The sequence below is a fragment of the Prevotella sp. CAG:255 genome, assembly GCF_000431195.1.
Classification (GTDB): Bacteria; Bacteroidota; Bacteroidia; order Bacteroidales; family Bacteroidaceae; genus Prevotella; species Prevotella rara.
In genome coordinates this window covers 33,584-49,414 of the sequence record NZ_HF986802.1, presented here as the reverse complement: position 1 = coordinate 49,414, position 15,831 = coordinate 33,584, and the positions used below count along the sequence as shown (strand labels likewise).

Sequence of the window (15,831 nt, the reverse complement as noted above, 5' to 3'; positions counted from 1 at the left end):
TTCAGACAGCCTTACGGGGTGAGGCCGCGCTGCATACGGCCTTATGCCTACAGCAGTATGTGCGCCGGATGCCGCTGCGGCAGGCAATAAAAAATCCGGACTTATGCATCTTTACGATGTCGCATAAGTCCGGATTTATATGTCATGGCCCTGTTGCAGGCCTCATTTTGCTTCTCTAAATCGTGCTTCAGCCGGGCTTTAAGCCTTCTTGGTGCTCTTTATCAGATAAACGATGAGCAGGGCATAAGCCACGAGCGAGCATATCTCAGACAGCGGGTTGGCCAGCCATTCGGTGTTGAGCACGTCAACTTCGGCAAAGCGCAGCAGTGCACTTACAACGCCCATGAGCGCTCCTCCGGCAATGAATCCGCTGGCAATGAGCGTTCCTTTCTCGCCGCGCTCCCTGTTTACTTCCTCGTTCTTAGAGCGTGTTGTAACATACCAGTTGATGGCTCCGCCGATGAGCAGCGGTATGTTGAGCTGTATTGGGATAAACATACCGAGGGCGAAGGCCAGTGCAGGCACCTTGAGCCATGTCAGCACGATGGCTATGACGGCTCCTATGGCATAGAGAACCCACGGTGCGTCGATGCCGTTCATGAGCGGATCGATCACTGCCGCCATGGCGTTGGCCTGAGGAGCGGCAAGTTGTCCGCTGGCAAATCCGTAGGTCTTGTCGAGCAGAATCATAACTCCGCCGACGGTTGCAGCTGAAACCAGAGTGCCGAGGAACTTCCATGTCTCCTGCTTGCGTGGTGTAGAGCCGAGCCAGTAGCCTATCTTAAGGTCGGTGATGAACGAGCCTGCAACCGACAGCGCCGTACATACCACGCCGCCCATGATGAGTGCAGCCACCATGCCGCCCGTGCCTTTAAGGCCTACTGCCACCATAACCACAGAGGCAAGGATGAGCGTCATGAGCGTCATGCCCGACACAGGGTTAGATCCTACGATGGCAATGGCGTTGGCAGCCACCGTGGTGAAGAGGAAGGCTATTACGGCAACGAGCAGTATGCCCACAACGGCGAAGAGCAGGTTGCCCTCCATTACGCCGGCCCAGAAGAATATGAAGGTGATTATTATCGTGGCTATCGAGCCTATGGCGATAATCTTGAAGGGGATGTCGCGCTGTGTGCGGGGCAGCTTCTCGGCAGCAGTCTTGTTGCCCTTCATCTCCTTTGCGGCAAGACCTACGGCCTGCTTGATGATGCCCCACGACTTGATGATGCCTATGATGCCGGCCATGGCTATGCCGCCGATGCCGATATACTTGCCGTAAGCGTTGAAGATGTCTTCAGGCGCCATGGCTCCTACGGCGGTGCTTATTGACGGATCCCACTGGTTGAGCACCGTGTCGGGATACATGAGCGCCATGGCGGGCACTATGAGCCACCAAACAGCCAGCGAGCCTACGCAGATGATGAAGGCATACTTGAGGCCGACGATGTAGCCGAGGCCCAGCAGGGCGGCTCCCGTGTTGACCTTGAACACCAGCTTGGCCTTATCGGCGAGCATCTCGCCCCAGCCGAACACGCGCGTGGTGAAGTTCTCGTTCCACCATCCGAAGGTTGCAACTATGAAGTCGTAAAGACCGCCCACAAGTCCTGCAAGCAGCAGCGGCTTGGCCTGTTTGCCGCCCTTAGCGCCGCTGATAAGCACCTGAGTGGTGGCAGTGGCCTCGGGGAAGGGATATTTGCCGTGCATGTCCTTGACGAAATACTTGCGGAAAGGTATGAGGAACAGTATGCCCAATATGCCTCCCAGCAGCGAGCTGAGCAGGATGTTGATGAACGAGGCGCCCATCTCGGGATACTTGTCCTTGAGGATGTAGATGGCGGGAAGGGTGAATATGGCACCTGCCACCACCGCACCTGAGCATGCTCCGATGCTCTGTATGATGACGTTCTCGCCCAGCGGGTTGCGGCGCTTGGCTGCCGTCGACACGCCCACGGCTATGATGGCTATAGGTATGGCGGCCTCGAACACCTGGCCTACGCGCAGGCCAAGGTAAGCGGCTGCGGCCGAGAACAGTATGGCCATGAGCACGCCCCACGTAACCGACCAGCCGTTAACTTCGGGAAAAGCCTTGTCGGGGCTCATCACGGGCTGGTATTCCTCGCCCTCCTTCAACTCGGTGAAGGCGTTGTCGGGCAACTTGATGTTGTCTTTAATTTCGTTTTCCATTGTGCTTTATTGTTTTTTTAAGGTTTATTTTATCATCACTTTCGATGTCATAACCCTGCCGTCGGCCGTCTTCCTGACAACGATGTTGAGGCCCTTCTGCGGCTCTGACAGCTTCATGCCCGACGGAGAATAATATGTAACCGACTTCACGGCTGCGCCATCAGCGCCCGGATTGCTTATTGCCGTGGTTACGCCCTGTCCGTATTCAACACTGAGAGTGGCTCCGGCGTAGGCTCTTACCTCGCTGTCAACCAGGCTGACGTCGTAGCCGTCGAGCTGATAGTGGTCAGAAGGCACAAAGTAATCTATGCTGCCTGAGCGCTTCTGCTCGTCCTTGGCGCCCTGGTTGCCGGTCATGGTTATGTTATAGTCGGTGTATTTGCCGCTTGTGGCATAGTTTTTCCAAGGATTCTTAACGCCGTCGAACACGCACTTCTCAACATACGCGTTGCACTTGTAGCCTGTGCCGATGCAATAGTTGGCAACCGACGACGAATAGAGGCAGTTGAGCAGATGCACCTGTCCGAAGCGTATGCGCGGCATACGTTCGCGGCATCCCTCGTCCCACCAGCAGCTGTAGAATGTGGTGCGCAGCTTACCCTCGCTCTCGGTCTCGCTGTCGCTTCCGCCCCAGAGGTTGCTGAAGCGGTGGTCGTCGGCTCCGCCTGAGCCTCCTGCCCAAGGTTCTTTCAGATAGCGGAAGCGGCACCATGTAACGCTGATATGGTCGGAACCGTTGTTGCAGTCGAAGTTTCCGTCCACGCCGTCCTGAAAGTCGCAGTGGTCAACCCACACGTAGTTGCAGTTAGTGAGGTTAAGATTGTCGTTGCCGTCAATATCATAAGCGCCCGCGCCCTTGAACGTAACGTTGCGTATTATGATGTTCTTGCTGTTCTTGAACGACAGTATGCCGCTCTTTTTCTTGTCGGTAGAGTGTGTGCTGTTTACCAGCGCCGAGCCGGGCAGTCCGTAGATGGTCTTGTTCTGCACGTTCTCGAGACCTATCTGTCCTGTTATTTCAATCTCTCCCTCAATATACACAGTGTGGTTGTAGGTGCCGATGAGCGCCGTTTTCAGCTCGCTCATGGTGGTCACCTTGATGGCGCCCTCGTCGTTTCCACCCGTTATGGTGCCGCCGACAGTGCCCCAGCCCACCGGACTGTTGTAGTCGTGGGCCGACATCTGTGCCTTTGCGGCCGTGCCAACGGCGAGCAGCATGAGTGCGCACAGCGTTAGTTTTGAAATGTTCATAAGACTTTTGTAGTTGTTAATTTTCATATACGATTCAGCCCGGCGCCGGCCCCGGCCATGCGCCCTGTGAGCGCTTGAGGTGCAGGCGGCGCCAAGGTCCGCTGATGTTTGCAGCTGCAAATTTAATTAAAATATGACAACAACATAGCAAAAAATGCTTTTTGTTTAGTTTTTGTTTGCAATAGTTCCGCATGGTTTCGGGCACTTCTGCCGCCAGCCGTTGCGGGGCAGAAGTGCAAAAGGCCACCTTTCACACTGCGAAAGGTGGCCTTTTGCACGCTAAAACGTGGCCTTTTAGAGCCTGAAAAGCCATGTTTTGCACGTGCGTATGTAACTGTCTGTAATACAACGCGTTACATCTGTCGATATGATTGTCCTTGACTGACACGGCGCCTTGCCCCCGGCATCACTTCATGAGTATGTCCGACAGCTGGCGCATGCCTTCAGATGCTCCTGCCGTTATCTGCTTCACGTCGTGGCGTCCGGCAGCCATCACGGGCTTGGGGTCGATGAGATATACGGGCACGCCGGGCTTGACATACTGCACGAGGCCTGCCGCCGGATAGACGTTGAGCGACGTGCCTATGATTACGAAGATGTCGGCGCCCATGGCCTCTTCGGCCGCCTTCTCGATGTTGGGCACCGCCTCGCCGAAGAACACTATGTAGGGGCGCAGCAGCGAGCCGTCGCCGGCCTTCTCGCCGGGCTTCACCTCAAGGCAGTCGGGCGTGAGCGTCTTGATGAAGTGGGGGTTGTCTACGTCGCGGCTCGAGCACACCTTCATCAGCTCGCCGTGCAGATGTATCACCTTCGAGCTGCCTGCCTCCTCGTGCAGGTTGTCCACGTTCTGCGTAACCACCGTTACGTCATACTTCTCTTCGAGCGCCGCCACGAGCCTGTGCCCCTCGTTTGGCCTGGCAGCCTGCAGTTTCTTGCGCAGCATGTTGTAGAAGTTATTTACATACACGGGGTCGGTCTCCCACGCCTCATGTGTGGCCACGCGCGCCACGGGATAGTTCTCCCACAGTCCGTCGGCGTCCCTGAACGTGCTCAGCCCGCTCTCAACCGACATTCCGGCACCAGTAAGAACAACAATTTTCTTCATCACTTTTCTATAGTTAAAAGGTTATCCGGCAGTCCTTTCCCGGGCCGACTAGCCGTCGTTCTTGGTGCGGCTTGATGCGGCTGGCGCCTGCAGTTGGCACATCAGCGCGCCGCCGCCCGGCCAAAAGACTATTAACAATGCACAAAATTAGTGATTTTTCTTCAATAATAATTCCGTAATCAGATAAAAATGCTACCTTTGCACGATTTTATTAAGGTAGTAATCATAAACAAATAGACAAAGAAAATGGATAAAGTAAGTTACGCTTTAGGATTGGGCATCGGCCGCCAGCTGGCACAGATGGGTGCGTCAGAGCTGAATATTGATGATTTCGCTGCGGCGATCAAGGACGTTATCGCGGGCAACGAGCTCAAGGTATCTAACCGTGAAGCGCAAACAATAGTACAGGATTACTTCCGCAAGCAGGAAGAGAAACTCAACGCCGAGCGCGCCGAGAAAGGAAAGGTTGCCAAGGCTGAAGGCGAGAAATATCTGGCCGAGAACGCCAAGAAAGAAGGCGTGGTTACGCTTCCCAGCGGACTGCAATATATGGTGCTGAAGGAAGGCAACGGCAAGAAGCCGAAGGCTACCGACCAGGTGAAGTGTCACTATGAGGGATTCCTCATCGACGGCACAGTGTTCGACAGCAGCATACAGCGCGGCGAGCCGGCAGTGTTCCCCCTCAACCAGGTTATAGCAGGATGGACCGAAGGCTTGCAGCTGATGCAGGAAGGCGCCAAGTACCGCTTCTTCATACCCTACATCCTCGGCTACGGCGAGGGCGGCGCAGGAGCTTCAATACCTCCATACGCAGCGCTGATATTCGACGTTGAGCTGCTCGAGGTGCTCTAAGCGGGCAGCCCGGCATGGCGGCAGGAGCCGTTAAAGTAAAGAATAAATAAAACAATAACGAATAAAAACAAAGATGAAAAAGCTTACATTCGCAGCCGTTTGGGCTGTAGCAGCCGCATCATTGGTTTCTTGCGGCAATTCAACACCTAAGGCAGACCTGAAAAACGATGTCGACACAGTGAGCTATGCCATAGGTATGGCACAGACACAGGGTCTGAAGGACTATCTGGTAAGAGGACTCGGAGTAGACACAGCATACATGGACGAGTTCTTCAAGGGACTTAACGAAGGAGCCAACGCAGGCGACGACAAGAAGAAGGCCGCTTACTACGCAGGTATACAGATCGGTCAGCAGATATCTAACCAGATGGTAAAGGGCATCAACCACGAACTCTTCGGCAGCGACTCGACAAAGACTATATCTCTGAAGAACTTCATGGCAGGCTTCATCAGCGGTACAACCGGCAAGAACGGACTCATGACCGTTGAGCAGGCTCAGCGCGTGGCTCAGCTCAAGATGCAGGCTATCAGAAGTAAGGCCATCGAGGAGCAGTATGGCGCCAACAAGAAGGCTGGCGAGAAATATCTTGCTGACTATGCCAAGAAGGCCGGAGTGAAGAAGCTCGAGGGCGGCGTGCTCTACAGAGTTATCAAGGAAGGCAAGGGCGAGATGCCTACAGATACATCTACCGTAAAAGTTCACTACGAAGGAAAGACAATCGACGGCAAGGTGTTCGACAGCTCTTACGAGCGTAAGGAGCCTGTAACGCTGCGCGCCAACCAGGTAATCCCGGGATGGACCACAGCCCTGACACACATGCCTGCCGGAAGCGTTTGGGAGGTTGTAATACCTCAGAACCTCGCTTATGGCGACCGTGAGCAGAAAGACATCAAGCCTTTCTCTGTGCTTATCTTCAAAATAGAACTTATCAGTTTAGGTAACAAATAATTAAATGAAGAAAATAATTTTAGCAGCACTCGCCATTCTGGTGAGTGCTTCTTTCAATACGGCAGACGCTGCCGCAAAGAAGAAGAAAGACAAGAAGGCCGTAGAGGAGCCTGCAAAGATTAGTCTGATAACCAAGTCTGACTCGCTCAGCTATTCAGCCGGCATGGTGCGCACCGACGGCCTTGTGCCCTACCTGAAGCAGGGCTTCGGCGTTGACACAGCCTACATGGCCGACTTCATCAAGGGATATGAAGACGCCGTGGCAAGGGGCATCGACGAAAAGACAAAGGCATACTTCGCCGGAGAGCAGATAGCCCTGATGGTAAGCCAGCGCATGCTGCCCTTCCTGAAGGACGAGTTCAAGGGCCAGAGCGACTCTATCAGCGAGGCACTCTTCAACAAGGGATTTGTCAGCGCGCTGAAGAAAGACTACACGCTGATGACAGACTCTGCTGCAAAAGACTATTTTGACAAGGCCTTCAAGCAGGCTGTCGACGCTCGCAACGAGGCAACACGCAAGGCCGGCGAAGACTTCCTGGCTGCCAACAAGACCAAGGAAGGCGTGGTTACGCTTCCCAGCGGACTTCAGTATAAGGTGCTCGTAAAGGGCAACGGAGAGATTCCTTCAGTAGACGACGAAGTAACCGTGAAGTATGAAGGGCGACTGATAGACGGCACTGTGTTCGACAGCAGCTACAAGCGTCCCGGCGAAACAGCCAAGTTCCGCCCCAACCAGGTTATCAAGGGATGGACAGAGGCCCTCACAATGATGCCCGTTGGCAGCAAGTGGGAACTGTACATACCGCAGAATCTGGCCTATGGCGACCGCAAGGCAGGAGCCATCAATCCTTACAGCACGCTGATATTCACCGTCGAGATGGTTTCGGTAGAGAAGGCTAAGAAGCCCGAGGCCGAGGCTGCCGCAAAGGGTGCTGACAGCAAGAAGGCAGCAGCGAAGACTGCCGCAAAGAAAACAGCCAAGACAAAGAAATAGTGTTCATTTGTCATAAAAAAGCATGGGAGACCGGCCAAGGTCTCCCTTTTTTTATTTCATTCTGCATAAAATGCGCTATTTTTTATGTCAAAATGTTGTATAACTCATTTTTAATATGTAAATTTGCTCGCATCAAACATACTGGAAACCAAAAGAGAATATAACTTAAAAAATAAAACTAATAACATTATAAAATGGAAAAGATTGATAGTCTTGATAAAAAGATTTTGAGCATTCTGTCAAAGAATGCCAGAATTCCGTTTAAGGATGTAGCAGCAGAGTGCGGCGTATCGCGCGCAGCCATACATCAGCGTGTACAGCATCTTATCGAGGGTGGCGTCATCACAGGCAGCGGATTCGACGTAAATCCCAAAAGTCTTGGCTACACAACATGCACATACGTGGGCATAACGCTTGAGCGCGGAAACATGTATAAGTCGGTAGTTGAGCGCCTTGACCACATACCCGAAATCGTTGAGTGCCACTTCACCACTGGTCCTTACACCATGCTCGTAAAGCTCTACGCACGCGACAACGAACAGCTCATGGACCTGCTTAACAACCAGATGCAGGGCATCCCCGGCGTAGTTGCAACCGAAACCCTTATTTCTTTAGAGCAGAGCATCAAGAGAGAAGTGCCCGTTCCGCAGGGAGAAAGCAGATAGTGTGAGGCTGGAGCAATGAAATCGTTTGATATTCAGAGCAGTCTCGACGACATATACGCCCGTTATCCTGAGGCCACTCGCCAGCCGGTGATTGGCCTCACAGGCAATTTTGCCGACGGCGACGCGCGTCTGTGCGAGCAGTATTACATGTCCGTGGTGAGAGCCGGAGGCACGCCGGTGATAATTCCGCCCGTTGCCGACAAGGACGTGATAATCAACACGCTCGACAAGATAGACGGACTGGTGCTCACCGGAGGCGGCGACATCAATCCGCTGTGGGCCGGTGAGGAGCCTTCGCCGCGCCTGCACGGCATCAACCACATGCGCGACAAGGCCGAGCTGCTGACCGTAAGGCTGGCATATAACCGCCAGATACCTATGCTCGGAATATGCCGTGGCATACAGACGCTCGTTACGGCCCTCGACGGAGAGGTTGACCAGGACATAGCCGAGAGCTTTGCCGCCGCACACGGGGCAGGCCGCGCTGCCGCGGCAGCAGGCCACAGCCTGATAAAGCACAGCCAGGACGCCGACCGGAGCGAGCCCACCCATACGGTGAGAATAAGCCGCGAGTCGGTGCTCTATTCGTTGTATAAGACGGAGACGCTTGCCGTCAACTCCATACACCATCAGGCCGTAAGGGCTTCAGGCAGGCGCTTCAGCGTCAGCGCAAAGGCACCCGACGGCGTGATCGAGGCCATAGAGAGCAGCGAGTTCAAGCCGTTTATCGGCGTGCAGTGGCATCCCGAGTGGCTCGGCGAGAGCGGACAGGTGCTGTTCAGATGGCTTGTAGACCGTGCACGCGACTTCTATACGGCCAAAGACCTTCACCGCCGCATGCTTACGCTCGACACCCATTGCGACACGCCTATGTTCTTTCCGCAGGGCATACACTTCGACCAGCGCGACCCGCGCATTCTCGTCGACATGCACAAGATGGCCGAAGGACATCAGGACGCTGTCATCATGGCGGCATATCTGCCACAGCCCAAGCTCGGCGAGACCTTTTCGTCGAAGGTGGCATTTAAGGTTGACGGGCCGCTTCAGTATGCCGACCTTATCTTCGACAAGATAGAGGAGATAGTAAACGCCAACAACCGCTACCTGAGCATAGCGCGCACGCCTTCCGACCTGTATGAAGACAAGCGCAAGGGGCGCCGCTCCATAATGCTCGGCATAGAGAACGGACTGGCGCTTAACCACGACATATCCAACGTAAGATATTTCGCAAGGCGCGGCGTTGTCTACATCACGCTCTGTCACAACGGCGACAACGACATCTGCGACAGTGCCCGCGGCTGCAACACTCATGGCGGAGTGAGCCGCTTTGGCGAGCAGGTCATTAAGGAGATGAACCGATGCGGCATAATGGTAGACCTCAGTCATGCCGGCGAAAAGAGCTTCTACGACGCGCTTAGCATAAGCAGTAAGCCCATCGTGTGCAGCCACAGCAACTGCAAGGCGCTGTGCGACGTGCCGCGCAACCTTACCGACGACCAGCTCAGGGCTCTTGCCAAGCATGGCGGAGTGGCCCACATCACGCTCTATCACGGTTTCCTGCGCAACGACAGTCAGGAGGCCACGGTCATGGATGCCATAGCTCATCTTGAGCATGCTATCAGCGTTATGGGCATAGAGCACGTAGGACTAGGCACCGACTTCGACGGCGACGGAGGCATAAGAGGCCTGGCAGACTCGTCAGAGCTTATCAACTTCACCCTGCATCTTCTGCGCCGCAGGTACAGCGAGCGCGACATCGCCCGCATATGGGGCGGCAACTGGCTCAGGGTTATGGCTCAGGTGCAGAGCAAATAAGAGAGTGTTTATAAAAAAGAAGTGTTATGCCGAACCAACAGCCGCATGGCGGCAGCTTGGGGTTCGCATATCAGTGCCACACTTCTTCCATTTATATTAAACGGTCTTTAGGGACTGGAGACCACAAAATATCAAAAGGCTATGAAGACATTTATTAAAAAAGCAGCATTGATATTTGTATTGATTCTTGCTGCTGTGCAAAACGTTAAGGCTGAAAGTACGGTCTATTTCTTTATTGACTTCAAGTTCTGGAACAGCGAATATAAGTTCACTCTTAACGGAAAGGAAGCCTTCTCTCTGATTCCCGAAGGAAAAGCCGTAAGTGGCATGGGCGGGGCTACGATGTATAACAAGGTTATGCGTAAGGTTGTCTTCAATAATCCCGACAGTTATGTAGTAGCCGTTGACTGTCCTTCTGCCCGCGGAACTTATCATGCGGAAATGAATCTGAATCTAGAGGACGGCGAGACATATTATGTGATTGTAAACGCTTCATTAAAGCGTAATTTCTATATTGAAAATCTTGACGAGAAGGATGGTGCTAAACTTCTTAAAAAGGCGCTGAAGGATGATAAGTATACAAAGAATGAAGACTTTGTCTATAATGGCAAGTAGATTGCTTGTTATTGCAGCCCTGCTGTTTAGTATGTGTGCTGTGGCCAATGCTCAGGAAATTTCAGACATCCTCTTTGGCCAGAATAACAAAGAAGATTATATGGGCCAGTATAACTACAATGGCAAGCGTAAAAACGGCTTTGGCATTGAACGTTATAAAAATGGAGCCGTCTATGTAGGCGATTTTGTCGAGAATGAGATTTCCGGTCGTGGCATGCTTATCTCACTGAAAAAGGAGATATCTAACGTTGATGGTGCTTATGTCTATGTGGGTAACTGGCGCGAAGGAAAGAAAAGCGGCCGCGGAGTTTGTTATGATGTATCCGGAAAAGTGGTTTATAGCGGTAAGTTTGTGAATGATAAGCCTTCAGAAAAGTCTTCTGCCGACAGTAAAAGCCGTTCGTTTGTTATTAAGGATATAGACAATAACCTTTATCTCGGAGAGATGTCGGGCGACAGCCAAGACGGCTTCGGACTGACATTAAGCGAGAGCGGCGAGATTGTCTATGGCTCTATGAAGGACGGTGTGCGCCAGGGTATAGGCATGATCTTCTATGCACCTGATGTATGGGAGGTAGGACGCTGGAGCGAAGGAAAGTTTTCTGCCTTCAAGAATTCACAGACAGCAAATGCCGATATAGCTTCGTTTCGTGCCTCAAACAAGGAACAGAACAGAATAATGCGTGAACAGTTGTTTGCTGCTGCAGAGAATTTTGCGCAGGCAGGCCTCACCGTTGCCACTATGGTCAACGATATCAAGGGTGGCGGTGCTTCTTCCGCTGCCGGTGGCGATGAGGCTGTAGACGGCAACGTTCCTTCAGGAAAGAGCAGAAGCTATTATCAGACAATGTATGACAAATGGGAGTTGAAGGCAAAAGAAACTTATAAGGATGGTGTGCGCCATAAAGCAAGTGCTGAAACACCCGGTGATTTTAGGGTAGTGACATCAGAAGGCAAGCTGCTGAGAACTTATCAGAGGTCAATGGAGCAAGTTAGACGTATGGCGAAGAAGGAAGGTTTTAACCTTAAGGTTTCTAAATATGAAACTGTCTCTTTTTAATTAAAAATATATATGATGAATGTTTTAAAATATTCTTTATTGTTATCTGCTTTTATGCTTATGGCGTCTTGCAGAGGCAATAAGAAGGCGGCTTCTGATGCCGATATGGCTGCTCAGCAGCCGGTTGGTCCTTCGTTTAATGCCGATTCGGCCTATGCTTACTGCAAGGCTCAGTGTGATTTCGGACCGCGCACGATGAACAGCGAGGCGCACGACAAGTGCGGCGAGTGGATTATGGGCAAGTTCCGTCAGTATGGCCTTACGGTGATACCGCAGAACGTTACGCTCACCGGTTTCGACGGCACTCCGCTCAAATGTACCAACATCGTGGCGAGCTACCGTCCGGAGCTTACCACCCGCATTCTGTTATGTGCCCACTGGGACAGCCGTCCGTGGGCCGACAACGACCCAGACTCGGCCAACTGGCGCAAGCCTGTGATGGGTGCCAACGACGGTGCCAGCGGTGTGGCTGTGATGCTTGAGATAGCGCGTCTGCTGGCAAGCGACACGACGAAACTTAATCTTGGCATCGACTTTGTGTGCTTTGACGCTGAAGACCGCGGCGTGCCGCGCTGGAGCACAGTTCCTGATAATGGCGACTCGTGGGCTTTGGGTGCGCAGCATTGGGCTGCCAATCCGCATAAGCCGGGATATGAGGCACGTTTCGGCATCCTGCTCGACATGGTAGGAGGTCAGGGCTCGAAGTTCTCTCAGGAAGGATTGTCAAAGCAGTATGCCCAGGGTATTGTCGACAAGGTTTGGGCTGCGGCAGAGGCAGTGGGCTTTGGCAGCTATTTCCCGTCGACAGACGGCGTGATGGTAACCGACGACCATGTGCCTGTGAATGATGTGGCAAAGATTCCTACGATAGACATCGTTCCATATTATCCTGACTGCCAGCAGAGCAGCTTCGGTCCTACATGGCACACGATTAACGACACGATGGAATATATCGACAAGAACACTCTTCAGGCCGTAGGCCAGACTGTTATTCAGGTGCTTTATTCAGAGAAACCATAAGACAGTAATATAATAATAAAATAGGCACGGCCATGCGGCTGTGCCTATTTTATTGTGGGGATGAGGATAATGGGAGAGATGGGACTTATAAGAGCCATGAGTCATATTAATCTCATAAGTCCCATAGCTCCCGTTCTTCCAATTAATTTTATAAGTATCATTTTTCCCATTAGTCGCATTCTTAATTACAGCTGTCCCGACTCAACCATCAGCACAACGCGCTCTGTCAGGCGGTCGGTCTTTTCGGGGTCATATTTCTTTGTCAGACTGGCGCCGAAAGCCCAGGCGAAGGCCTGATAGAAGCCTGCCCTTATGGGGCTGATGAACGAGCGTATAAGGTCGTAGGCAGATGAGTTGCACTCGCGGTAGACGAGCTTTATGAGCAGCTTGCCCTGCGAGTACGACAGCTTTTTCATTCTTGGCGTGTATCTCTTCTTGATGTCTTCCTCCACGCGCTTCATGTGCTCGTCGCGCGCTTTCTTGTTTGGCAGCGTCTGCAGATATTCGTAAGTCTCGATGATAACCCTGTTCACCTCCTTGGCTATGGGCAGCACCTTCTTTACGTTATACACCAGACGGTTGTAGGCGGCGCGCTGCCTGGCGTTCTTGAACACTGGCTGCGGATACACATACACGTTGTTAAGCTCAACATACTGTATGCTGTCGCCGTCAATGAGCACCTTGCCCACCTTGACCATAGGCACAAACGTAGGGTTGTCCATGTCAACCTCGTTGTCCTCGGGATTGTCGCCTTTCTTGTCCTGTGCCGTAGCCGTGGCCGCAAGCATCAGTGCCATCAGAGCCGTTATGAATATTCTAAGTCTTGTCACGGTTGCAAAAATAGTTATTTTATGCAAGTTGCCGAAGTTATGTTAGTTAAAGAAGTTTTCCGGCAGTTAAAAAAACAGGGCAGACATATCGCTTTTTCTGCGGCATGCCTGCCCTGACTGTCTTATTGTCTTGTCACCATCTTTCTTGAAACAGCCATGAGCGCCATGTAGAGCAGCGCGCCGCTCACCAGTCCGGCCAGTGCGTCTATGGCATAATGGGCCTGTATGTAGACCGTGGCGAGGCACAGCAGGACGTAGAAGGGCAGCAGGACGTAGAGCAGGCGGCGGTTGCCGCTGTGCCATGTAAGCAGCATCAGCACGGTGCTTATGCCCACATGGCTGCTCGGGAAGGCTGCCGTGGGCCTTTCGCCGGCTGCCTTGGCGTCTTCAACAAAGTGATAGAATATGCCGTCCTTGTATCCGGGACTGGGCAAACAGTCCTGATAATAGTTGAAATAGTCGTGAACGTTGGGGAACACGCCGTTGGCTATATTGGTCAGTCCGGCAGCCTTGTAGTAGAACGTAGGGCCTGTTACGGGCACGAGAACGAACACCACATAATAGATGAAGAAGGCTGTGAGCACCACGAACGAGGCACGCTCGAACTCGTGGTAGCGGAAGGCGAAGTAATAGAGCACCACGAGCGCTATCATCGGATAGTAGGAGGCATAGCCCATGTCCATAAGCTCGCTCACCACGGGCCACGGCATGGCCTTGCAGAACAGCAGGGCCGGCTGGCAGCCGAACATGTCCTGCTCCCATTGGGCAAACACGTGGTCGAGGTTGGGCAGCATGCGGTTGATCTCGTAGGTGTCGGGATACCACCAGCCCAGCAGCGCCATCTGCACCACCACGCGTGCCAGTCGTGTAAGCCGGCACGGCAGCATGCGGTAGACGCCCCACAGCGCCACCGTGATGACGGCAATGCGTATGCGCCCCCATATCATGGCGTCGGGGTTGGCCGCCTTGGTGTATGTGAAGAACACTATGAGCAGTGTGAGCACGAGATATGCCAGCACCACCCACTCGAGGGCAAACAGCCCCTTCTTGGGTTGCTTCTCTATTGTGAAAAGCTGCTTGATGAATTTTATCATTTTAAGAGATTGTTAGTGGTGGAAGAGGGGATGGGAGAGAACGGGAGAGATTGGGGATGTGGGGCTGATGAGACTTATAGGACTTATGTGAGCCATGCGCCCCATTTCTTTCATCAGTCTCATTAATCTCATTTTTCTCATTAGTCCCATTATTCTCATCTATCCAATTATCCTTATAATTTCCTTTACAGCCATCCGTTGTCTTTATACCATTTTATTGTTGCCGCCACGCCGCGTTTCAGGTCGTATTGCGGCTTGTAGCCGAGCTCGTTCTCGGCCGGCTTGATGTCGCACATCCAGTTGCGCTGTTTCATTATGTTATACTTGTCGTTGTTCAATGCCGATATCTTGCCCGTAATGCGGGCTGTCCATTCGCCGGCAAAGGATATTATGCGCAGCAGCCACAGCGGCGCCTTTATGCGCAGCAGCCAGGGATTGCCCAGCTCGTTGCTTATGAGGTCGCTGAACGTGCGCGACGAGTACACGCTGCCGTCGCTTATGAAGTATCTTGAACCTACGGTGCCGTGGTCGAGGGCAAGGAATACGGCCTGCACCACGTCCATGACATATATGAACGTAAGGTGCTGAGGTCTGTAGCCTACTGCGAAGTCAACATGCCTGCTTATGCTCTGCGCCATCATGAAGTAGTCTTTCTCGCGCGGGCCGTAGACGCCCGTGGGGCGCAGCACTATAAACGGAAATCCCTTTATGGCCTCGAGCCTTTGCTCGCTCTCCAGCTTGCTCTTGCCGTAGGCCGTGTCGGGGCATGCCTTGTCGGCTGCCGTTATCTCGGTGTGAGGCTCCTGCTCGCGCGCCGGACCCATCACGCTCAGACTGCTCAGATAGACAAAGCGCCTCAGCCCCGTGTTCTGTCTGCGCAGCGCCAGCGCCAGGTTGGCCGTGCCTTCAGTGTTCACCTTGAAGAAGTCGCTGCTGTGCAGGCATTTGGTTACGCCTGCCGCATGCACAACATAGTCAAACTGCTGTCCGCTCAGCTGCTTCTCCAGCTTGTCCAGGTTGCCCAGGTCGAGCTCTATAAAATGTATTCTGCTGTCGTTTAGATACTTCCTTGAGCTGCTTTTTCTTACGGCTGCCCATGTCTCGAATCCTCTTTTCAGCGCCTCCTCGACAATGAAGCTGCCTATGAATCCGCTTGCGCCCGTTATGAGTATTTTTTTCATTTATAGGATGTTGCTTCGATTTCAGGCCACAAAGTTACTAAAAAATCCGGCACAATTGCGCAAGTTGTTGTTATTAAAGTCTTTAAAACATAGTTTTGTGGCTGTTTGGGCATGCCGCCGCATGTTATAAAACATGAAAAAACACAGGCGTTAGCATGTATTATTAAAATATTTCGTTAGTTTTGTCAGTGGTTGTGCAGATTGCGTGCAGTCTGT

At 52.7% G+C, this 15,831-nt stretch carries 14 protein-coding genes; 8 read left to right on the top strand and 6 right to left on the bottom strand.

What is annotated here, in order from left to right; genetic code table 11:
• Positions 1-198: 198 nt before the first annotated feature.
• The 3 genes from QVO66_RS05790 to QVO66_RS05780 form a co-directional block, all read right to left on the bottom strand.
• The gene (locus QVO66_RS05790) at positions 199-2,184 is read right to left on the bottom strand and encodes an OPT family oligopeptide transporter (protein ID WP_021854480.1); all 1,986 of its coding nucleotides are present in this window, start codon (positions 2,182-2,184) and stop codon (positions 199-201) included.
• A 24-nt stretch (positions 2,185-2,208) separates the two neighbouring features.
• Entirely contained in the window at positions 2,209-3,435 is a 1,227-nt protein-coding gene (locus tag QVO66_RS05785; RefSeq protein ID WP_021854479.1) for a pectate lyase family protein, read from the bottom strand.
• Between the two features lie 406 nt (positions 3,436-3,841).
• Entirely contained in the window at positions 3,842-4,540 is a 699-nt protein-coding gene (locus QVO66_RS05780) for an SIR2 family NAD-dependent protein deacylase (protein ID WP_021854478.1), read from the bottom strand.
• 246 nt (positions 4,541-4,786) lie between these two features.
• Between QVO66_RS05780 and QVO66_RS05775 the strand changes: the two genes are divergently transcribed.
• The 8 genes from QVO66_RS05775 (at position 4,787) to QVO66_RS05740 (ending at position 12,510) form a co-directional block, all read left to right on the top strand.
• The gene (locus QVO66_RS05775) at positions 4,787-5,392 is read left to right on the top strand and encodes an FKBP-type peptidyl-prolyl cis-trans isomerase (protein ID WP_021854477.1); all 606 of its coding nucleotides are present in this window, start codon (positions 4,787-4,789) and stop codon (positions 5,390-5,392) included.
• A gap of 73 nt (positions 5,393-5,465) precedes the next feature.
• The gene (locus tag QVO66_RS05770) at positions 5,466-6,341 is read left to right on the top strand and encodes an FKBP-type peptidyl-prolyl cis-trans isomerase (RefSeq protein WP_021854476.1); all 876 of its coding nucleotides are present in this window, start codon (positions 5,466-5,468) and stop codon (positions 6,339-6,341) included.
• Between the two features lie 4 nt (positions 6,342-6,345).
• The gene (locus tag QVO66_RS05765) at positions 6,346-7,335 is read left to right on the top strand and encodes an FKBP-type peptidyl-prolyl cis-trans isomerase (RefSeq protein WP_021854475.1); all 990 of its coding nucleotides are present in this window, start codon (positions 6,346-6,348) and stop codon (positions 7,333-7,335) included.
• A gap of 194 nt (positions 7,336-7,529) precedes the next feature.
• Complete coding sequence (locus QVO66_RS05760; RefSeq protein WP_021854474.1) at positions 7,530-8,000, top strand: Lrp/AsnC family transcriptional regulator; 471 nt, start codon at positions 7,530-7,532, stop codon at positions 7,998-8,000.
• A gap of 15 nt (positions 8,001-8,015) precedes the next feature.
• The gene (locus QVO66_RS05755) at positions 8,016-9,815 is read left to right on the top strand and encodes a membrane dipeptidase (RefSeq protein WP_021854473.1); all 1,800 of its coding nucleotides are present in this window, start codon (positions 8,016-8,018) and stop codon (positions 9,813-9,815) included.
• Positions 9,816-9,956: 141 nt separating this feature from the next.
• Complete coding sequence (locus QVO66_RS05750) at positions 9,957-10,430, top strand: hypothetical protein (protein WP_021854472.1); 474 nt, start codon at positions 9,957-9,959, stop codon at positions 10,428-10,430.
• Positions 10,420-11,490, top strand: a complete 1,071-nt coding sequence (locus QVO66_RS05745; RefSeq protein ID WP_288172656.1) for a hypothetical protein — start codon at positions 10,420-10,422, stop codon at positions 11,488-11,490. Before QVO66_RS05750 ends, QVO66_RS05745 begins: the two co-directional genes overlap by 11 nt.
• A gap of 60 nt (positions 11,491-11,550) precedes the next feature.
• Complete coding sequence (locus tag QVO66_RS05740; protein WP_288172655.1) at positions 11,551-12,510, top strand: M28 family peptidase; 960 nt, start codon at positions 11,551-11,553, stop codon at positions 12,508-12,510.
• Between the two features lie 185 nt (positions 12,511-12,695).
• Here QVO66_RS05740 and QVO66_RS05735 read toward each other — a convergent pair whose 3' ends face one another.
• From QVO66_RS05735 to QVO66_RS05725, 3 genes are all read right to left on the bottom strand, one after another.
• Positions 12,696-13,307, bottom strand: coding sequence for a DUF4294 domain-containing protein (locus tag QVO66_RS05735; protein WP_288172665.1), 612 nt, complete (start codon positions 13,305-13,307; stop codon positions 12,696-12,698).
• A 155-nt stretch (positions 13,308-13,462) separates the two neighbouring features.
• A complete protein-coding gene (locus QVO66_RS05730; RefSeq protein ID WP_021854468.1) occupies positions 13,463-14,434 on the bottom strand; it encodes a phosphatase PAP2 family protein in 972 nt (323 codons plus the stop codon).
• Positions 14,435-14,619: 185 nt separating this feature from the next.
• The gene (locus QVO66_RS05725; RefSeq protein WP_021854466.1) at positions 14,620-15,615 is read right to left on the bottom strand and encodes an NAD-dependent epimerase/dehydratase family protein; all 996 of its coding nucleotides are present in this window, start codon (positions 15,613-15,615) and stop codon (positions 14,620-14,622) included.
• Between the last annotated feature and the right edge of the window lie 216 nt (positions 15,616-15,831).